Genomic DNA, 19,251 nt, shown 5'->3' on the forward strand with positions numbered 1-19,251 from the left:
GGTGCAGACAAAAATAAGGGGCGCTGCGATCGCAGCGCCCCTTATTTGTCAACGTGGTTCCCGTTTTTGCATTCCGCCGTCAATCCGCGAAGAAGGCGAAGCGCACGACGAACAGGGCTGCGACGATCTGCGTTGCCGGATGCAGCATCGACCAGCGGCCGGTGAAGACTTTCACGGCCACGTAGGTGATGAAGCCAAAGGCAAGGCCGTTGGCGATCGAGTAGGTGAAGGGCATCGCAAGCGCGGTGATTGCTGCCGGTGCCGCCTCTGTCAGGTCATCCCATTCTATCTCGGTCAGTTCGCGCATCATCAGGCCTGCGACATAGAGCAGCGCCGGAGCCGTCGCATAGGCTGGCACGGACGCCGCGAGCGGCGAGAAGAAGAGGGCGGCGATGAAGAGGACGGCGATGGTGATCGCGGTCAGGCCCGTACGGCCGCCGGCCTGAACGCCTGAAGCGCTCTCGACGAAAGCTGTCGTGCTGCTCGTGCCCATCAGCGAGCCGGCGACGATGGCGGCGCTGTCGGCAAGCAGAGCCCTGCTTAAGCGGTTCGGCTTTCCGTCCTGGATCAGGTTCGCTCGTTTGGCGATACCAATCAGCGTCCCGGTGGCGTCGAAGACTTCGACCAGCACGAAGACGAGGATGATATGAACCAGACCGCCATGGAGAGCGCCGACGATGTCGAGTTGCAAAAAGGTCGGCATGATGGACGGCGGCGCCGAAACAATGCCGTGAAACTGGCTGACGCCGAAGATCCAGGAGAGAATGGTGACGGCGAGAATGCCGATAAGGATCGAACCTCTTATTTTCAGCGCATCGAGAACGGCGATGACGAAGAAGCCGAAGATTGCGAGAAGGGGGCCGGTCTGCTTCAGGTCGCCGAGGCCGATGAGGGTCGCCTTGTTGGCGACGACGATGTCAGCGCTCTTCAGCGCGATGATCGCCAGAAAGAGACCGATACCTGCGGCAATCGCACTTCTTAGCGAATGCGGGATACCGGCGATCAGCCAACTGCGCACGCCGGTCACCGTCAGCAGAACGAAGATGCAACCGGAGATGAAAACCGCGCCGAGCGCCTGCTGCCAGGTAAAGCCGAGTGCGGCAACGACGGTGAAGGCGAAGAAGGCATTGAGCCCCATGCCCGGCGCCATGCCGATCGGCCAATTGGCAACAAGGCCCATGACGATCGAACCGAGCGCGGCCGCGAGACAGGTGGCGACAAAGACCGCATTGCGGTCCATGCCAGTCGTCGACAGAATGTCGGGATTGACGAAGATGATATAGGACATCGTCAGGAACGTCGTCACGCCTGCGATGAGTTCGGTGCGCACGGACGTGCCGTGCTCACTCAATTTGAAAAGTCGTTCAAGCATTGTTCCTCCCTAAGCGTTCCCGACGCTCGTGAAATCATGGGGCTTGCCCGCATCTCCTCCAGATGTGGGCCGCGAGAAGCGTCTTTGAACGCTTCGTGGCGAGGGGGGATTGTGCGCTTTTAATGGCTTTGCGCGCTAGAGCCGGATTTCCCTGCAATTCGCGAAAGACATTCTAAATTTTCGAGCTATTTCCGCGCGAATTTCTTCCGATTTCGGAGCCGTTACTTGATGGTCGAAGCCATCCCTCCGTCCTGCACCAGCGCTTCGTGCGGCGCAGGCAAGAAGATATGTATGTATCTATAGCCGGAAGGTGACAAAGCCAACCTATTTCCATCGCCTGGCGAAAACGTAGAGGCCACACAGACAGCGGCCATGGAGGATTGCGGCGAGCCCGGTAACTAAAATGGAAGGCTACCGAAGGCGGAGCGCACTCAATCCGGCTGGACGCCGATCATATCTGACCGGCGCGATATTGATCGGCGATGTTTCTGCAGGCGCGGATGGTCAGGGCCATCACGGTCAGCGTGGTGCCGGCAATGCCGCTGCCTGGAAAGGCGGAAGCATCCGTCACGAGCAAGTTGGGTATGTCCCAGCTCTGGTTATGGGCGTTGAGGACGGATTCCTGGCTCGATGTCCCCATGCGGGCACCGCCGGTTTCGTGGATGGCGGCGCCCATGCACATGGTCTTGCGGAACCATGTGCGGAACATGAAACGGCTGAACGGATCGGCATCGGGAAAGGCGCCGCGACCCATTTCCCTGAGGCCGGTAGGCGAACCGATGAATTCCAGCTCGCCGCCGACGCCACGGATCATCTCGATCAGCACCTCTTCCTGCCGGCGCAGCAGGGTGTATTCCTCCTCGCCCATGGCACATCGGATATGAGGAACGGGGACCCCCCAGGCATCCTTCCGTCGTGCATCGAGCGTGATGCGATTGTCGGCATAGGGCAGCATACGGCCGAAGCCGAAGAAGGCCAGCCGCGAAGGCTCGTCATCCGGTGTCGGCGCCCGACCGATGCTTCCCTGGTAATCGAAATCGTCGCGGCCGATATCGCCCTCTCCAAAGCGCGGCACGAAGATGCCGCCGGAGGGATTGTAGAAGGGATCGACAGGCGCGGAATCATCGGCCGCCCATCCCTTCGCCTTGGAGAAGGAGCCGAAGGCAAGACATGGAAGCTGATCCATGAAATAGCGCCCGAGTGCGCCCGAGCTGTTGCCAAGCCCATGGGGATGGCGAGCGCTGGACGAATTGAGAAGTAGCCGCACGCTTTCGATCGGCGATGCCGAGAGCACGACAATGGCTGCTCGGGCGGTTTCGACCTTTCCAGTCGCGCGATCGATGAACTCAGCTCCCGTCGCTCGGCCGCCGGGATCGTCGGTGGTGATACGGCGCACGATGGCGTCATGGCGCATAGTCAGCCGTCCGGTCGCCAACGCCTCGCGCAGCGGCTTCGGCGTCCGCTCGGCGTCGGGCGCGATATACCGCCAGGAAACGACATGCCGCTGCGGCCAGCGTCCTTCGACTTCCGTCTTGAAGGTTTCTTCGGCAGGCGTCAGCTTTGCCGGATGGGCGTAGACGCCGTCGGGCAATGTCTCCACGCCATCCTCATTGCCATAAAGGCCAAGGCTGGTTTCGACCTCCGCATAGTAGGGAGCGATCTCGTCATAGGAAACCGGCCAGTCGACGCCCTTGCCGGTCTTCGAACGGATCTTGAAATCATCGTCGGTCCAGCGCAGCAATACGCGGCCGAAACTATGAAGGCGGCCACCGCCCTGACGGCCGCGTATCCACAGGAACGGTGCATCCTTCGGCGTCGTATAGGGGTTCTTGCGATCGTTGACGAAGAAATGGCTGAAGCGCTCGGTAAAGAAGGCGGCGCGCGCCTGGATGGGCTGGCCCTTGAGCGTCGCGCGTGCGCGCTCCCAGATATTGATACTGCTTGCCGGCGCCTTCTTGCGGTTCGGATCGAAATCCTTCTGGGTCACGGCTGGGCCGGCTTCGAGCAGCAATACCGACAGTCCTTGGGCGGTCAATTCCTTAGCGGCGAAGGAGCCGGCGGCGCCGGAGCCGATCACCAGCGCGTCATAAATAGTCTGAGACATGAGTCATTTCCGTATGCTGTGAAAGCGGTTTTAAAGGCGCGCACCATCGGCGTCGAAAAGGGAGGCTTTGGCGATATCGAATCCCGGCGTGATCGCCGTACCCGGCTGGAGTGCGGCATCTCCCATGATGCGGTAGGAGAGGCTTTGGCCCGCCCAATCGAACCACAGCACAGTATCGGCGCCCATCGGTTCGACGACCGAGACGGTGCCGGGAATGGTGGGCCAACCCGCGTCCGCGCCATTCGGGGCGATATGCTCCGGCCGGATGCCGAGTGTCGCGGGACCTGCCTTGGTGGCGCTGAGGAAAGGATAGCCCGCTAGATCGATGGCAAGCCCGTTGCTTTCGAAGACCGGCGTGCCCCCTTTCAAGACGATCTCGCCCTCGATGAAATTCATCGCCGGCGCGCCGATGAAACCGGCGACGAAGAGATTGGCGGGGCGATGGTAGATTTCGGACGGGCTGGCGAGCTGCTGGATCACGCCGTCCTTCATGATGGCGATACGATCGGCAAGGGTCAGTGCCTCGACCTGATCATGCGTGACATAGATCATCGTATTTCCGAGGCTCTGATGCAGCTTCTTGATCTCGACGCGCAACTCGTTGCGCAGCTTGGCGTCGAGATTGGACAGGGGTTCGTCGAACAGGAAGACGTTCACTTCGCGCACCAGCGCGCGGCCGATCGCGACGCGCTGGCGCTGGCCGCCCGACAATTCCGAGGGACGGCGGTCAAGCAGCTTGTCGAGGTGCAGAAGCGACGCCGTGCGGGCGATACGCGCCTCGATCTCGGCTTTGGGAAGACCCGCCACGCGCAGGCCGAAGGAGAGATTCTTGCGCACCGACATGCGGGGATAGAGCGCATAGGACTGGAAGACCATGCCGATGCCGCGATCCTTCGGCTCGGCCCAGGTGACGTTCTTGTCCGATATCCAGATCTCGCCGTCGGTAATGTCCTGCAGGCCGGCGATGGAGTTGAGAAGGGTCGACTTTCCGCAGCCGGAGGGGCCGAGTAGAACCAGGAATTCCCGAGGCGCGATGTCGATCGACATCTTGTCGATGACGGTGTGATCGCCATAGGCGATCTTGAGATCCTTGACCGAGACGGCAGGCTGCATGGCGTTACCCCTTGACGGCCCCGGCGGCGACACCACGCAGGAACCAGCGGCCGGAGAAAAAATAGATGGCGAGCGGAACGACGGCGGTCAGGATGGTGGCTGCCATGTTCACATTGTAGGCGCGCTCGCCCATGGTGGTGTTGACGATGTTGTTGAGCTGCACGGTCATCGGCAGATTGTCGCGCCCGGCAAAGACCAGGCCGATCAGAAAATCGTTCCAGATGCCGGTAAACTGGAAGATCGAGGCGACAACGATCATGGGCACAGCCATGGGCAGCATGATCTCGATGAAGATCCGCCAGAAGCCGGCGCCATCGACGCGAGCCGCCTTACAAAGCTCTTCGGGAATGGCGACGAAATAGTTGCGGAACAGCAGCGTCACCAGCGGCAGGCCGAAGATAACATGAACGAGGACCACACCCGCTACCGAATTATAAAGGCTGAGATTGGCGAGCAGCCGCACCAGCGGATAGAGGAAGATCTGGTAGGGGATGAGGCCGCCGGCCATCAGAAGCCCGAACAGCAGGTTCGAGCCTCTCGGCCGCCAGAAGGAGAGGGCATAGCCGTTGATCGCACCGATGAAGACGGAAATCGCCACGGCCGGCACGGTGATCTTGACCGAATTCCAAAAGCCGATGCGCACGCCCAGGCATTGCGTGCCCATGCAGGCGCCCGACCAGGCGGTCTTCCAGGCGCCGAAGTCGATGCTATCTGGCAAGGCGAAGACGCGGCCCTGGCGGATCTCTTCCATTGTCTTCAGCGAGGTGACGAGCATCGTATAGAGCGGCAGCAGGAAGAAGAGTGCAGACAGAATAAGAAAGGCATAGAGCCCAATTTGGCCGGCCGTCAGCCGTGATGGCTTGGGACCGCGAGGATGAAGAGCCGCCATCAATGTGCTCCTCTTCTTCTGGCGCGCATGGCGAGCGCATAGCGAAATGGTGCGACGGCCATGACGACCGAAAGCACGAGCACGGTGGCGCCGGCACTCGCGAGGCCGAGGTTCTGGCGCTCGAACAGATTGTCCATGATGAATTTTGCCGGCACTTCGGTCGAGTAGCCGGGACCGCCGCCGGTCTGCGCGACGATGAGGTCATAGGTCTTGATCACGCCCATGGAGAGCAGCATGCCCGACGCGGCAAGCGCGGGCCCAAGCTGCGGCAGGATGATCGAGGTATAGATGCGCCAGACCGGAATGCCGTCGATCTGAGCCGCTTTCCATTGTTCCTCGCCGATCCCGCGCATGCCTGACAGTGCGATGACCATGACGAGGCCCGCGCCCTGCCAGACACCGGCAAAGACCACCGTGTAGATCGCCATGTCGCGATTGACGATCCAGTCGAAGACGAAGCCCTGCCAGCCGAGCGCCCTGACGGTCGCCTGAATGCCGAAGGTCGGGTTCAGCATCCACTGCCAAATGAGGCCGGTAACCACGAAAGACATGGCATAGGGATAAAGAAAGATCGTGCGAAACACGCTTTCGAAGCGAACCTTGCGATCCAGCGCCGCGGCGAGCACGAAGCCCAATGCTAGGCAGCCGGCAACATAGAGTACGCCGAAGATCAGCACATTTTCCAGGGACGCGAGCCATCGCGATGTCCGGAACAGCTTGGCATATTGGGCAAAGCCGACATAGTTGGACGACGGGAAGATGGTCGAATCCGTGAATGACAGGCGCACCGACCAGACCATGGTGCCGATATAGATGAAAATGGCGGCAATCCATGTCGGCAGCAGGGCGAAGGTCGCAGCAAGGGGACGTCTGCGCTTGGCTTGCATCAGCAAACTTTCTCGAAAGGATGGGCAGAGCCGATCGACAGGGAACTCGGACGACCGGCTCGCTGAAGGTCTATTCGAAGATCGCGAAGAACTTCTCCGCCCCCGAGGCGCTATCCTCGGACGGATTGGTCCAGAACTCGTCGACGAAGTCGTTGAGTGCGCCGGCTTGTTGCGGCGAGAGGATCAGAGCCTGATCGGGCACGATCTTGCCGGCGCTCATCAGCTCAAGGCCTTTTTGTGCGCAGATGTCGAGCTTGGACTTGTCGACGTCGGTCCGCATGGGCACCGAGCCCTTCTTCAGCGAAAACTCCACCTGCACGGCCGGATCCATGGCGACCTCGGCAAGCAGGGTCTGGCCCTTCTGCGCGGTCGCATCGGCGATCTTCGGGAAGGAGAAGGAATCGGCGACATAGACCATGCCCGGCGATTGCGGCGCGAGCATGCAGCCATAGTCCTTGCCCAGTTCCTTGCCGGCGGCCACGAATTCGCCCTTGGCCCAATCGCCCATAAATTGCACGCCGGCTTTTCCAGTGATGACCATGGCGGTGGCGTCGTTCCAGTTGCGGCCCGCGGCACCTTCATCGACATAGGCGCGAAGCTTGCCGAGAATATCCAGCGTCTTCTTTACGCCCGCTGTCGATGCGTCGCCCTTGTCCTTGTCGACATAGATCTTGAGGAAGCCGTCAATGCCGACCTGGGTCAGCAGGATCATGTTGAAGACCTTGGATTCCTGCCAGGATTGGCCGCCCCAGGCGACGGGCTGAATGCCTGATGCCTTCAGCTTGTCGAGGGCCGAGAAGAATTCGTCCCAGCTCTTCGGCTCGTCAGTGAGGCCAGCCTTGGCGAAGGCATCCTTGGAATAGAACACCCAGCTCTCGCCATGGGCGCCGGTCGGAGAGAGGTAGACCTTGCCATTATAGGAGATGAGGTCGTAAATCGACTTGGGCAGGACATCGGCCCATTTGCTGGCTTTCGCCACATTGTCGATCGGGCTCATAAGTCCCTGATTGACGAAATCGGTGTTGGCAAGGCCGAGCACGGCCTGCTTGGCAGTCGGCGGGTCGCCCGCGACCAAACGGTTCTGGAAAGCCGCATCGGCCGCGCCGAAGCCGGCGATGGAAGAGTCTTTCCAGGTGCCGCCGCGCTTCTCGAACTCCTGTTTGACGACGCCGAGGGCCGCGGCCTCGCTGCCTGAGGTCCATGAGGTCATAACCTCAGCCTGCGGCTTGTCTTCTGCATGGGCAGTCATGGAGGCCGTGACGAGTGCGGCTCCCATCAATAGCAATTTCATTCGATTGTTCATTGTTCCACCTCTTCAAAAAGGCCCTCTTGGCGGGGCCATTCGTTTTCGGATTTTTGGTATCAGCGATAGATCGGCAAGAGCGCCTGTCTGACGAGCGTCAGGCCGTTGGCGATATCGCCGACCGGATCGGGTGCTGCATCCAGCTCGAGAATGGCCCAGCCTTCATAGCTACGGTCGCGCAGCAGCCTGGCCCAGCCCGGCCAATCGACCCGGCCAAGGCCGAAGCCGCAGAAATACGGGCGATGGCGGTCATGGATATGCTCGTCGATCACCGTATCGGCCGGCATCGGTCCCAGCGCATCCTTCCAGTGAGCGATGATGACGCGCTCATGGTGCCGGTCGACGAGCTGCAGCGGATCGGAGCCGGCAACGATGATATGCGCCGTATCCGGGCACATATGCACGTAGGCGGGATCGGTCAGCAGCATCAGCAGATCGACGTCGCGCGCTGCCGCGAAGATCGAATGCGCCTCGGTGTGGAGAGCGAGACGCACACCTTTGACATAGAGAGCAGCGCCGAGGCGATTGAGGAAATCGGCAATTTTGCGCGCCTGCTCGAAATCGAAGAAGTGTGTCGGCTGAGCGCCGAGCGTCTGACGAAGCGGCGCCCCGATGACCATGATGTCGCTGCCGCACGCCTTCAAGAATTCGGCATATTTTTCGGCCTTGTCGATGATGGCGGCCTGCGCTGATGCCTCGGTGAAATCGCCGGCGGCTTCGAGCTCCGCGAAGAAACCGCTCGCAAGCGTCAATCCGCGCCTGGAAAGCTCGGCCGCAAACTTCTCGACCGAACCATAGGTCTTCGTCGCGTCCTGCCAGTTGAAGGGCGAGAAGGTCAACTCCACGCCAGTGACGCCGGAGGCTTGTACGGCATTCAGTATCTTATCCCAGAAGGCGCGGGGCTCATTGCGCGATAGCGCGATGATGCCGTCATAATCCTCTACGCCCCAAAATCCGGAGTGGAAAAAGGTGACGAGATCGACACCAAAGCGCAGCCGTTCCGTAGAGGTCATGAGACTATCCGTTGTTAAGGCATGGAAGATCGCTCGTGGAACCATGGCCCACAGCAAATAATCGATAATGATTTCAATGCACTGCAATTGGCAAACGTTTGCCGTGCCTAGATAGTAGACAAGTCCTTTTTATATGCAAGTGCTTTTTGGCAAACGTTTGCTAAACCACTGGGATTGCCGTAGCATCCCGCGCGATGGGCATTGGGAAGGACGCCAAAAAGTGAAGAATAACAAGGATCTGCCGGCAGAAGAGCATTCCGGCCCTCTGATGGCGGATGTCGCACGGCTGGCAGGCGTCGCGATCTCCACGGTGAGCCGGGCGCTCGCCAATCCCGGTCGCGTGAACGAAAAGACGCGCGCCAAGATCGACGCTGCCGCCAAGCAGCTCGGCTATACGCCCAATGCCATGGCGAGGGGGCTTCGTGTCGGCAAGTCCAATGTCGTCATGATCATTCTGCCGGGCTCGCTCTATTACGGTGTCTCGCAGGTCATCCCTCTGGTCCTACAGGGAATAAACAGGTCGTTGAGGCAGAATGGTTATCATCTGATGATTGCCAACCTCGATCGCGACGAGGCTTCGGAGCGCCATATCCTCGATCTGGCTTTCGGAGGCACGGTGCGTGGCGCCATCATTCTCTCCTCGGATCTGCCGGTCCATGGCGGTCGGTCACTGAAGGATTCCGCTCTGCCGATTGTCTCTCTTTTGTTCGACATGAGCCACGCAGCCTTGCCGAGTGTCGTAACCAATGATCGCCAGGCCGTTCGCGATGCCACGACCGAATTGATTACTCTCGGCCACCGGCGTTTCCTTTATCTTGCCGGTCCGGAGGGCAATTACCATGACCGAGAACGCTATCTGGGTGCCGTTGAAGCGCTTGCCGCCGCGGGTCTGCCGGAGACGGCGATCGTCAGGTCCGGCGGCAGCCTTGATTATCAGCATGGTTTCCAGATCGGCGTCGATGCGGCGGCGGAATTTGCCGATCTCATCTTGAAGCCCACGGCCGTCATTGCCACGAGCGACGACATGGCGATTTCCTTCATGAGTTGCGTTCAACGCATGGGCTGGAAAATTCCGACAGATCTTTCCATCGTATCCTTTGACGGCGCTCCGGTCTGCAAATATTCGCTGCCGTCATTGTCGACCATCGAACAGCCGGTGGAGGAAATGGGCCAGATGGCCGTGAGCTTGCTGATGGAGCGGATCGACGCGCCGGATAAGGCGACGGCCTTCCGTCATGTCATCGAAAGCAAGCTCACTCGGCGCGAAAGCGTTGGTCCGGCGCCGTCAAATGTTTAGGGACAGCTCTGCATTTTTCATCCGGGCGTAAAAGAGCCGCAGCTATAGGGACATCATTATAGTGAATTATAGCGAGAGCACCGACGTTCTCTCCCGCTCACCGTATGACATTCGGTATGGAGCGTTCGATCCGGACATCCAGGCGGATGACACGGGTGCCGAGTGTTTGAGATTCGCGCAAGGTCTCGAAAACAGGCAGGAAAACCGGACGGATGATGGTAAACCACGAAGCGACATCATCGATACCGGCGCTGACACTTGCGGCAGCGCCGCTTTCATCCCTGCCAACGATCAAAAGATTACCAGCCAGCGGGGAGGAGTGCCCCTTCAAATCCGTAACGCTCGAAAGGCCGTCGATAAGGCCATTGTTATCGGTATAGAGAAGATGCGCATCCTCGATGCCGATAACAGCAACCTTGCTGGCCCTCACCAACTTGCGGATGTACTCGGTGCGGTTGCCGGCGGGAAGCATCACCGTGCGAATGGTTCCATCAGCCGGATTTAAAAGATACGCCTTGGCTTCGGGCGGGGAAGTTTCTTCAGTTTGCTCTTCGACAGGGCGTGGTTCCAGCGCAGGGAGGAGTCGCAGCTTTGTTCGCGCTCTCCCCTGGGATCCAGATCGGCCATAGCTATCCGTCATTCACCGTTCCCTTGCCACATCGAGAATTAGCATTGGAAGAGACAGGGCCTTATAGGCACGAGATTATGCAACTTTTGCAAGCATCAAAATTCGCTCGGTGTGTTGCCTTTTCTTCAACGGGAGAGCGACTCTTAATCTCCTGCGTTCGAATAATTTCACGGAGATAATCATAAGACACTCGGCCTCGCCGTACGCCGCTTAAGGAAGAGGATGATCAGGGGAAGTCAGGTGGCAGCGGGGATAAGCAGTGACTTGCCTCGATAGGGAACGGCTATTCAAACGTATTGGTCGATGTTTTTCCATTTTGAAGAGAAGTCTCATCAAAATACCTCTCAAAGTATCTGCGCGCAATGATTGAAGTCATCGAGAGACTGCGCTTGGGATCGACGATCAGAGAAAGCACCATTGGCGGTAAGTCGTTGTCCGCTATGCGGGCGTAGTGCAATCCAACCTCATGGGCAAGGGGCCTGCCGGCAGGCATGGCCGTCACGCCGAAACCGCAGCCCTCGCGGACCATGGAACGCATGAGCGACAGGCTATTGGTGGTCAAAATTGGCTGAAAGCGGATGTCCATACGGGCAGCGGCGATATCGACGATATCCCGCAGGTGGCTGCTGGTGTCGGGTACAATTATCGGCTTCTTGAAGAATTCGTCTATGGATATGCTGTCAGGCCGTTCAAGGTGGGGATCTCCCGGCAGCATGGCAATGAGATGAAAGTCGGCGGAACGCGTGACGACGACTCCCGGCAAGGGCAGGGGGCTGAAGGTAAGGCCGAAGTCTGCGCCCCCATCCCTAACCAGCTGCCGCACACGGTCGGAATCCTCCACTGCGATCGCATTGCGGATACGAGGATGATCCTTCGTGAACCGCGCAATCACTGCGGGCAGGAAATCGGGCACCGCTTCTTGCGACGAGGCTATTTTCACCTCGCCGCGGCGAAGTCCTTTCAGCTCCTCGATTTCGGATTTGATGCGGGAAAGGTCTTTATTCCATTCCCTATAGCCATTGACGAGCAATTCGCCCGCCGATGTCAGCCGCATGCCGCGCGGCAGGCGCTCGAAGAGAGTGACGCCAAACTCCTCCTCGGCGCTGATGAGCTGTTTGTTGATCGCTGAAGCCGATACGTTCAGCTTCTCGGCGGCCTTTCTGATCGAGCCGTGATTGGCGATCTCGTCGAGGTAATGCGCGAAGCGGGAAAACAGGAGCCTGCTCATTCGGAGCTATACCTCGTTGAAGAAAAGGAAACATACCAGACGAATTTTGTTGGTTGTAAAAATCGTGTGATCTGGTGTCTATTAAGACGAGAATTTGAATGCAAACAATGTGCCAAAAAGGCCGCAGTGATGTATCTTGAGACTTCTCAAACCTATCGGGTACAGGTTGCGGGCGAAAATTTCAGCCTGCCGATCGTCCGGCTGAGCGAGCGGCGTGCGATCGCATTGCTGATGGTAATCGATATGGGGATCCGGTTCGGAGATCTCGTCGGCGAAGCCCTTGCCCGTCATTTCGCGCAGTCGAAACCCGATATTGTCGTCGGCAGCGCCACTTTGGGCGTGCCGGTCGCCATAGAGGTTTCGCGGCGCCTTGGTATCGATCAATATGTCATCTTGCAGAAGTCGCCCAAGTTTCATCTTGCGGATGCCTTGGTCGAGGATGTCCGTTCCATCACGACCGCAGTGCCGCAGCGTCTCCTGCTCGATCGACGTTCGATAAAGCTGCTTCAAGGCAGACGCGTCCTTGTTGTCGACGATGTTATCGCAACCGGTTCCAGCATGGCGGCTGCACTCAGGCTGGTGCGCCGTGCAGGCGCAAACATCATTGGCGCCGGCGCCATTCTGACCGAGGGTCATGCCTGGCGGAATTTGCTGGGTGATGACGCCCGTCTCGTGACCAGCCTGGGACATATTCCACAGTTCGATATTGTCGATGGGGTGGCGACGCCCGATGTCGTCACCGAAAAGGACGCTTGGACGGATGATCGGGCTTCGCCTGGCAAGAGTTTGACGCAGTTCCAGCGAAGACGCGCAGCAATCCAAAAGAGCGCAGCAGGGATGTAGGCAAGTCGCCGATCCCTAGCATGGCTATCTTGATGCAGCCGGTCCATGATGCGCACGAATGGATTGGCCGATCGATGTCCCCTATGCTAGGTGATGTTTTATATGCAATCTGAAATGGTTTTTACGAACGGAAACACGCATAGTCATTCAATTCTTGGAAAAGGTTTTTCTGTGAGCCGGCAATCGATCCCTATCTCAATTCGATTGCTTCGCGATCTTCGTTTCAAAAACTCATCCAAGCCTCTGAAGTTCGAGACGTACTGTAACTGAGGTTGGCAGGTGGCGTGTTCACACTGCCTTTCATGATCGGATGGGCGATTATCCGAGCAAGTGCATGCATTATAGATAAAGCGCGTCCCTGCGCTTGAATGGTCGTGGAGAACCTCTCAGCCGGTTCTCCGGCAATTTTTGGAAATTACTTTTTAAAGGAACCAAAATCATGCAGCCAGCGAGCATGTCCCAAACTGACGGCAATACTCTCTTTCCCATCGTCCTCTCGATCGTGGCGGCAGCCGCGACCGGTGTGCTTTGGGCCTATGCCAATCCGATCCAACTCGTGCCGGGGATCATTCAGTGGCGCATTTTCGCCTTCCTGCCGCCAGTGATCGGCATTCTGCTCGGCTGGCGCAGCGGCTTCATCTGCGGCTATCTCGGCACCATTGTCTGGTCGCTTCTTGCCGGCACGTTCATACCCGCACATTCGCTTATTGTTGATGGCATCATGGTCGGTCTGACCGGTCTCGTGCCGGGGCTCTTCTTCGATCCTGCCAAGACGGTCTTCGATCGCGCCGCGCTGATCAAGATTGCCGTGGTCTGCCTTGTCATCGGGCTGATCATGGTGGCGGCGGTGTCAGCAAGCCTTGCCTATCTCGGCATTTTCCCGTTCTGGTGGGGCTTCGGCTATATCGGCCTGTCCGACATCGTCCCGATGGTCGTCGGCACGCCGCTTCTGATCATCCCGGCCCTGAAAATTCTGAAGAGTGCTCATCCCGCCGGTTTCAAGCGCTTCTGAACCAATCTGGATCGACAAGTGCTCAATATTGCCAATCTGACGATTGGTTTCGGCGGCGCCGCACCGGTGTTTGCCGATACCAATTGCATGCTTGACGAGGGGCAGCGGCTTCTCGTCTGTGGTGAAGCCGGCAGCGGCAAGTCGACGCTGCTCGGCGTTGCCGCGGGTTTGATTCCGCGGCTCATTCCCGTTGCCGAATTCTCCGGGCAGGTGGAGCTTGCCGGCCGTTCGCTGCCTTCCCTCACAAAGAAGGAACTCTTCGACACGATCAGCTTCGTGTCGCAAAATAGCGAAGACCAGCTTTGGGATATCTGCGTCGAGGACGTCATCGCCTTTCCGCTGGAAAACAAGAGCGTCGAGCGGAGCGCGATCCGGGACCGGCTCACCGAACTGATGACCGAGTTCGGGCTGGAAGCACTGAGCGGCCGTCGGGTTCTGACCCTTTCGGGGGGCGAACGGCGAATGGTCACCATTGCTGCGGCGATCGTCTCCAGCCCATCGATTCTGGTGCTGGACGAACCGACGACCGGGCTCGATCCGGCTGCGCGCGTGCGGTTGTCCAATATCCTGCGCAAAGTGCTGGACAGCACTCCGACATTGCTGATTTCCGAGCAGGACCCTTTGCCGCTTCGCTCCGTAATAGACAGCATTGCCTTGTTGCGTCGCGGCGGCATTTCTCCAAGCATGCCGCCGAAGATGGTGCTCAGACAGGATGCCGCCTGGATCGATGCCGGCATTCTGCCGCCGATGCGCGCCCCGCCCGCGCGGCAGACGGCCGAGCGAGGGCGTCCGCTATTGACCGTATCCGGGCTGGCGAGCCAGCTTTCGCGCTCGCGCGGAAACCCCGTGCTGAAGGACGTGAGCTTCGATGTCCGGGCCGGAGAGGTGCTGGCGCTTATCGGCCGTAACGGCGCCGGGAAGACGACGCTGTTCAAATCAATCCTCGGGCTGACGAAAACCACCTCGGGTTCCATCCTCCTCGACGGGATGAAGGCCGATAATTGGTCGGTCGCCGCGCGAGCCCGTAAGATCGCCTATATCCCCCAAAACATGCGGCATATCTTGTTCAACATGACCGTGCTCGGTGAGGTGATCTTTGCCATCACCGCGTCGAGCGCATCGTCGAGCGACCCGGCCGTCATCGCGCGCGCCAAGGCGGCGCTGGAGCGCTACGCACTCTCCGACCTGGCCGAAGCCAATCCGTTTGCTTTATCGGCCCGCCAGCAGGCGCTGCTGGGGCTTGCCTGCGCCGATGCCACCGGCGCACTCGTTGCCATCATCGATGAACCGCTTCTAAGCAGAGACATCAAAGGCCGGCAGATGCTGGAGCTTTTCATCTCTTCAATGCAGTCCTCGGGCCGAGCCGTTATGCTGATTTCGCACGATCTGGAACTGGTCGACGATCTGGCCACTCGCCTGATGATCCTCGACAATGGCACGATCGCGTTCGAGGGAACGCCGGAAGAGGGCTGGAAAAGCGATCCCTTCCGTTCTCTCGGCTGGCAGACGCCCTATGATATGACGGCCTGGAGCATGGCATGACGCGGCTTCATGAGCTCAATTTCTTTATCAAGCTAGGCGTTGCCTTCATCATCATGCTGGCTGCCTGGTTTGCTCCGGATTGGCGGTTCGGCGTACCTCTTGCGCTTGTCTGCTTGGCCCTTCTGTGGGGCCTGAGGGTTCCCGGTCTTCGCGGCTACATCAAGGGTGCTGCTTTGCTGACGGGCATGGTCATGGTGAGCTGGATGATAAATCTCTGGCTGCAGGGTCTTTCGACGCCGCAGGCCCTGCCTGTGGCGGCGGCGATGGCCGCCAGGCTGGTGACGACAACGGCCGCCTTCTATTTCGTCATGGAAACAAGCTCGCCGGGCGAAATATTGGCGGCGGCAAGCGCCGCGCGCCTACCCTCCATTGCCACTCTCGTTCTGTCGCTCACCTTCGGCGTCATTCCGATGCTGCGCGACGATTTCGAGCGCATTGCGGATGCCCAGCGTTCTCGCGGCATGGAGATTGACGATGTCGGCCTGCCGACGAAATTGCGCTTTGCATTGGCACGCGGCATCCCGCTGCTCGTTCAGGCGATCCGCATGGCGCATGCCATCTCGTTTTCGCTTACCCTTTACGGGTACGATCTGAAACACAAGCGAACAACCTGGCGCGAAGTTGGCTTGATGGTCGAGCAGCGCCTTAGCATGAAGGATAAGACCTATGAGCTCTGAGACCGCCGACCCGAGAACCGGGCAGAACTGGAAGGTCGATGTTGCCGGCTATACCGTTGATCTGCCCATCGTGGCGATCAAGCCGGATTTTGCCATTTCGCTGATGATGGTCATCGATCTCGGTGTGAAGTTCGGTGAACATGTCGGCACCAAGCTTGCCGCCAAATTCGCATCGCTCAAGCCCGATATCGTGATCGGTACCGCGACGCTCGGCATTCCCGTCGCCATCGAGGTCACGCGTGCACTCGGCCTCAACAACTATGTCGTCCTGCAGAAGTCGCCCAAAATCCATTTGGCGAATGCACTGGAACAACGCATCTCCTCCATCACCTCCAAGGGCGAGCAGCGCTTGCTGCTGGACCGTGCCGCAATCCCCCTTCTCAACGGCAAGCGCGTGCTTGTCGTCGACGACGTGGTCGCCTCCGGATCGAGCCTCAAGGGCTCGCTGGAACTGGTGCGCAAGGCTGGAGCCGAGGTCGTCGGCATTGGCGTCATTCTGACGGAAGCCCGCGATTGGCGCGAGACGCTGGGACCCGATTGCGATCTCATTCAGAGCCTCGCCCATATCCCGCAATTCTCAAGGGCCGGCAATTCGACTTGGGAGCCGATCCCCGGCACTTGAACTTTCCGCAACGACTGGCGCGGTATCTTGGATCGTGGGGCGCTCGTCATCGACCCGAGCAGTCGACTGTCCTACAAATGGAATTTCGCACATGATGATCCGGCTTCGGGCCGGATCAGAAACAGGGCTATGGAGGTGCCAAGGCGGAGATGACGTAAGTTGAGGTTATTGCTGGCAAACCCGGGATGCAATCATGCGAGCATGGCCCGGCCACTTGCTTTCATCAAGCCTTTGTCTTGTTCTGGCTGATGGCGTGGATACTTCAGATAGCCGAACTATAAAGTGGATGAGGACATGATCACCGATATCGAGGACTTCTTTGCCAAGGGATGCGGACGCTGCGAACGCTTTGCGACGCCGGACTGTTCGACGAGGTTGTGGATTGACGGTCTGAACGAACTGCGCCGAATCTGTCTGGAGGCGGGGCTCGTCGAGACGGTGAAATGGGCCCATCCATGTTACATGCACGCGGGTCGCAACATCGTCATCATCGGCGCCTTTCGCGGCGATTTTCGCCTCACTTTCTTCAACGCGGCGCTGATGAAGGACCCTGAGGGCGTGCTTGAAAGACAAGGGCAGAATACCCAGCATCCCGATATGATCCGCTTCGTGAGTAACGCCGCCGTGGCGAAGATGGAGCCCGTCATCCGAACCTATCTGAAGGAGGCGATGGGATATGCGGAGGCCGGCATCAAGCCTGCAAAAGAGGTGGGCGAAATTGAATTGCCGGACGAGCTGATCGAGGCACTGGATTCCGATCCCGAGCTGGCGGAAGCTTTTCACGATCTGACGCCAGGGCGAAAGAAAAGCTATGTGATCAACCTCGGCTCCGTGAAGAAATCCGAAACGCGGGCCGCGCGGATTGCGAAGTTCCGCAACCATATTCTCGCCGGGAAGGGCGCGCTGGAGCGCTAGCCGGCAATTGATGTCTCCTGCTTCTTGATCATCTCATCGATGAGTTCGAACCGCTGCGCAATCTCAAGTCAGTTCGGTTTGGGATAATACCAAGCATAACCAAAGTGATAACGATCCGGCTCCTTGCCGTAGTAATAGGGAAGGGCAATGTCCTGCTGCGGCGGCAGTTCTGCCGCCGTTCCGTATTTCGACGTGAGCCATAGCTGCAGTGCGTTCGGCATGGTTGATTGATGCCCGTCGCGTTCGTTCCAGACCAACAGGACCGGTCCATCGCCTATGACCTGCCGGCTGAGATCCGACGCAGGATATTCCGTCGATACGACCGATGTGTGCGGCATGCTCACACGCAGATTGCCGGCCTTGAGCCAGGTCGTCGTGACGACCGCCGAGGGTTGTTTTCCTTCCGGGGTGACGACTTTGTCCACGAAGGTGGCATAAGGGGCGTTCAAATGCTCATAAGAATGGAAAAACCGCGCAAAAAGGACACCTCCGGCTATGATCAGAGGCAGCGCGATCATCATGACGATGGGTACGTAAAGGAATTTCTTTATATCGGCCTGGCTCTGCTGTCCCGCTGCATCGAGCTTCAGACAGAAGTAGGCTGGCAGCAGAAACAGGAAGGGTAGCAGCCAGCGGTCGCGAAATTCCGTAAGCGTGATCACCAGTATCAAGAGTACCAAGATAGCGGCGGTGCTTAAGAGTATCCTGCCGACGAAATCGCTCCATTCACTTCTGGCTCGCAGGGCTCGCAGAAATGATTGACGGAAGAACAGCAGAAAGATCACGCTCGTGGGAGCTATGATGGCGACGCTCGTCTTAATCAGCTCCAGAAGTCCGAAACCGATATCCGAAAGCTTTCCGCCGGCGCCTTGCTCCGACATGGTTTGGACAGTCGTTGTCAGGACCCGATCCATGTTGGACACCATCCATATCGCGTGCGGCAGGAACACGAGAACGGCGATTGCGAGCGTCAGCAGGAGGCGCCAGTCCCGGAGCCTTTTTCGCCCGACCGGATGAAAGAAGGTCGCGATGAGGACACTGCCGATCACCAGAGCAAAATTGTACTTCGTCAGCATGCCAAGCCCGGCCCAAAGCCCGATCAGCGCGTAGGAGAGGACTGTCGGACGACGGATGGTGACGATGACGAAATAGATCAACATGAGCACCGCAAGCAGTGTGCCGACGGTATGTGTCAGGTCTCTCTGCGCCTGCCAGAACATCTGTGGCATCGTCAGGAGCGATAGCGTTCCGACCGCCGCCAGCCTTTTGTCGGCCAAGAGCGATCGCAGAAGCTTGTAATAGGCGAGATAGACCAGGAAAAGCAGAAGATTCTTCACGATGACGAGCGATGCGACACTCGTGCCGAAAATTTCGAAGATGCCGTACTGAATCCAGTTGTAGAGCGGCGGCTGGGCGTCGTAACCCCAGGCGAGCCATTGACCGACGAGAAACTGCTGCGCTTCGTCGATCCGCAGCGAGCTCGATATGGCGATGCGGATGGCTGCCTGCACGATGAAATATATCGCCAGGCTCCCGGGTACCCACCAATATTCGGAGGATGACCTGCTGTCGATTGATGCAGTCTGCTGTCCGGCACCGGCAAGACTGTCTTTTCCGAGGGGATTCATCCGGTTCTCCGTGCGATTGCCAAGATCGTTGCACGGCCATCTCATAGATGTCGCGACGGCACAATCGTTTTCAGCGGGATTTCTAGGGTTGGCATGTCGAGGATGGATCTAATTCCTCAGATATCGTTCCTGAGCAGCCGGGTCATTAAAGTATCCTCGTCATTCATCGCATTCAGCT

17 protein-coding genes are annotated in these 19,251 nt (G+C 58.7%); 7 read left to right on the top strand and 10 right to left on the bottom strand.

Going from position 1 to position 19,251, the window contains the following annotated elements; translation table 11 throughout:
• Window positions 1-79 precede the first annotated feature (79 nt).
• From FHT85_RS13015 to FHT85_RS13045, 7 genes are all read right to left on the bottom strand, one after another.
• Window positions 80-1,372, bottom strand: a complete 1,293-nt coding sequence (locus FHT85_RS13015) for an NCS2 family permease (protein ID WP_112410998.1) — start codon at window positions 1,370-1,372, stop codon at window positions 80-82.
• Window positions 1,373-1,823: 451 nt separating this feature from the next.
• Window positions 1,824-3,476, bottom strand: a complete 1,653-nt coding sequence (locus FHT85_RS13020; protein WP_112410997.1) for a GMC oxidoreductase — start codon at window positions 3,474-3,476, stop codon at window positions 1,824-1,826.
• Between the two features lie 30 nt (window positions 3,477-3,506).
• Window positions 3,507-4,589: an ABC transporter ATP-binding protein gene (locus FHT85_RS13025; RefSeq protein ID WP_112410996.1), complete on the bottom strand. Its 1,083-nt coding sequence runs from the start codon at window positions 4,587-4,589 to the stop codon at window positions 3,507-3,509.
• 4 nt (window positions 4,590-4,593) lie between these two features.
• Window positions 4,594-5,478, bottom strand: a complete 885-nt coding sequence (locus FHT85_RS13030; RefSeq protein WP_112410995.1) for a carbohydrate ABC transporter permease — start codon at window positions 5,476-5,478, stop codon at window positions 4,594-4,596.
• Window positions 5,478-6,365 (bottom strand): carbohydrate ABC transporter permease, encoded by an 888-nt coding sequence (locus FHT85_RS13035; protein WP_112399907.1) that lies wholly within the window; start codon window positions 6,363-6,365, stop codon window positions 5,478-5,480. The genes FHT85_RS13030 and FHT85_RS13035 overlap by 1 nt, the downstream gene beginning before the upstream one ends.
• A gap of 70 nt (window positions 6,366-6,435) precedes the next feature.
• Entirely contained in the window at window positions 6,436-7,668 is a 1,233-nt protein-coding gene (locus FHT85_RS13040) for an ABC transporter substrate-binding protein (protein WP_112410994.1), read from the bottom strand.
• A 59-nt stretch (window positions 7,669-7,727) separates the two neighbouring features.
• On the bottom strand, window positions 7,728-8,681 hold the full coding sequence (locus FHT85_RS13045) for a sugar phosphate isomerase/epimerase family protein (RefSeq protein WP_112410993.1): 954 nt from the start codon (window positions 8,679-8,681) through the stop codon (window positions 7,728-7,730).
• A gap of 220 nt (window positions 8,682-8,901) precedes the next feature.
• Between FHT85_RS13045 and FHT85_RS13050 the strand changes: the two genes are divergently transcribed.
• The gene (locus FHT85_RS13050; protein WP_112410992.1) at window positions 8,902-9,978 is read left to right on the top strand and encodes a LacI family DNA-binding transcriptional regulator; all 1,077 of its coding nucleotides are present in this window, start codon (window positions 8,902-8,904) and stop codon (window positions 9,976-9,978) included.
• 97 nt (window positions 9,979-10,075) lie between these two features.
• Here the strand turns inward: FHT85_RS13050 and FHT85_RS13055 are convergent, their stop codons facing one another.
• Window positions 10,076-10,618, bottom strand: a complete 543-nt coding sequence (locus FHT85_RS13055) for a hypothetical protein (protein ID WP_246779968.1) — start codon at window positions 10,616-10,618, stop codon at window positions 10,076-10,078.
• A gap of 271 nt (window positions 10,619-10,889) precedes the next feature.
• Window positions 10,890-11,834, bottom strand: a complete 945-nt coding sequence (locus tag FHT85_RS13060) for a LysR family transcriptional regulator (RefSeq protein ID WP_112410991.1) — start codon at window positions 11,832-11,834, stop codon at window positions 10,890-10,892.
• Between FHT85_RS13060 and FHT85_RS13065 the strand changes: the two genes are divergently transcribed.
• The 6 genes from FHT85_RS13065 to FHT85_RS13090 all read left to right on the top strand — a co-directional run bounded on the left by FHT85_RS13065 (window position 11,802) and on the right by FHT85_RS13090 (window position 17,445).
• On the top strand, window positions 11,802-12,677 hold the full coding sequence (locus tag FHT85_RS13065; RefSeq protein ID WP_246779969.1) for a phosphoribosyltransferase family protein: 876 nt from the start codon (window positions 11,802-11,804) through the stop codon (window positions 12,675-12,677). The two genes, FHT85_RS13060 and FHT85_RS13065, sit on opposite strands and share 33 nt — an antisense overlap.
• A gap of 439 nt (window positions 12,678-13,116) precedes the next feature.
• A complete protein-coding gene (locus FHT85_RS13070) occupies window positions 13,117-13,689 on the top strand; it encodes an aminotriazole resistance protein (RefSeq protein WP_112410989.1) in 573 nt (190 codons plus the stop codon).
• 18 nt (window positions 13,690-13,707) lie between these two features.
• The gene (locus FHT85_RS13075; protein WP_112410988.1) at window positions 13,708-15,231 is read left to right on the top strand and encodes an ABC transporter ATP-binding protein; all 1,524 of its coding nucleotides are present in this window, start codon (window positions 13,708-13,710) and stop codon (window positions 15,229-15,231) included.
• Window positions 15,228-15,908 carry an energy-coupling factor transporter transmembrane component T family protein gene (locus tag FHT85_RS13080; RefSeq protein WP_112410987.1) on the top strand — a complete coding sequence of 227 codons (681 nt, stop codon included), beginning with the start codon at window positions 15,228-15,230 and terminating at the stop codon, window positions 15,906-15,908. Before FHT85_RS13075 ends, FHT85_RS13080 begins: the two co-directional genes overlap by 4 nt.
• Entirely contained in the window at window positions 15,898-16,530 is a 633-nt protein-coding gene (locus tag FHT85_RS13085; protein ID WP_112410986.1) for a phosphoribosyltransferase family protein, read from the top strand. Before FHT85_RS13080 ends, FHT85_RS13085 begins: the two co-directional genes overlap by 11 nt.
• A 294-nt stretch (window positions 16,531-16,824) precedes the next feature.
• Window positions 16,825-17,445, top strand: coding sequence for a YdeI/OmpD-associated family protein (locus FHT85_RS13090; RefSeq protein ID WP_112410985.1), 621 nt, complete (start codon window positions 16,825-16,827; stop codon window positions 17,443-17,445).
• Between the two features lie 68 nt (window positions 17,446-17,513).
• Here the strand turns inward: FHT85_RS13090 and FHT85_RS13095 are convergent, their stop codons facing one another.
• Window positions 17,514-19,073: a glycosyltransferase family 39 protein gene (locus tag FHT85_RS13095; RefSeq protein ID WP_112410984.1), complete on the bottom strand. Its 1,560-nt coding sequence runs from the start codon at window positions 19,071-19,073 to the stop codon at window positions 17,514-17,516.
• Window positions 19,074-19,251: the final 178 nt, after the last annotated feature.

Origin of the sequence: Rhizobium sp. BK312, assembly GCF_014193605.1 — a bacterium.
Classification (GTDB): Bacteria; Pseudomonadota; Alphaproteobacteria; order Rhizobiales; family Rhizobiaceae; genus Rhizobium.

Coding starts and splice junctions, on each gene's coding strand:
- FHT85_RS13015 (WP_112410998.1), bottom strand. CDS start 1,372: ATGCTTGAACGACTTTTCAAATTGAGTGAGCACGGCACGTCCGTGCGC.
- FHT85_RS13020 (WP_112410997.1), bottom strand. CDS start 3,476: ATGTCTCAGACTATTTATGACGCGCTGGTGATCGGCTCCGGCGCCGCC.
- FHT85_RS13025 (WP_112410996.1), bottom strand. CDS start 4,589: ATGCAGCCTGCCGTCTCGGTCAAGGATCTCAAGATCGCCTATGGCGAT.
- FHT85_RS13030 (WP_112410995.1), bottom strand. CDS start 5,478: ATGGCGGCTCTTCATCCTCGCGGTCCCAAGCCATCACGGCTGACGGCC.
- FHT85_RS13035 (WP_112399907.1), bottom strand. CDS start 6,365: ATGCAAGCCAAGCGCAGACGTCCCCTTGCTGCGACCTTCGCCCTGCTG.
- FHT85_RS13040 (WP_112410994.1), bottom strand. CDS start 7,668: ATGAACAATCGAATGAAATTGCTATTGATGGGAGCCGCACTCGTCACG.
- FHT85_RS13045 (WP_112410993.1), bottom strand. CDS start 8,681: ATGACCTCTACGGAACGGCTGCGCTTTGGTGTCGATCTCGTCACCTTT.
- FHT85_RS13055 (WP_246779968.1), bottom strand. CDS start 10,618: ATGACGGATAGCTATGGCCGATCTGGATCCCAGGGGAGAGCGCGAACA.
- FHT85_RS13065 (WP_246779969.1), top strand. CDS start 11,802: ATGCGCGAAGCGGGAAAACAGGAGCCTGCTCATTCGGAGCTATACCTC.
- FHT85_RS13060 (WP_112410991.1), bottom strand. CDS start 11,834: ATGAGCAGGCTCCTGTTTTCCCGCTTCGCGCATTACCTCGACGAGATC.
- FHT85_RS13070 (WP_112410989.1), top strand. CDS start 13,117: ATGCAGCCAGCGAGCATGTCCCAAACTGACGGCAATACTCTCTTTCCC.
- FHT85_RS13080 (WP_112410987.1), top strand. CDS start 15,228: ATGACGCGGCTTCATGAGCTCAATTTCTTTATCAAGCTAGGCGTTGCC.
- FHT85_RS13085 (WP_112410986.1), top strand. CDS start 15,898: ATGAGCTCTGAGACCGCCGACCCGAGAACCGGGCAGAACTGGAAGGTC.
- FHT85_RS13090 (WP_112410985.1), top strand. CDS start 16,825: ATGATCACCGATATCGAGGACTTCTTTGCCAAGGGATGCGGACGCTGC.
- FHT85_RS13095 (WP_112410984.1), bottom strand. CDS start 19,073: ATGAATCCCCTCGGAAAAGACAGTCTTGCCGGTGCCGGACAGCAGACT.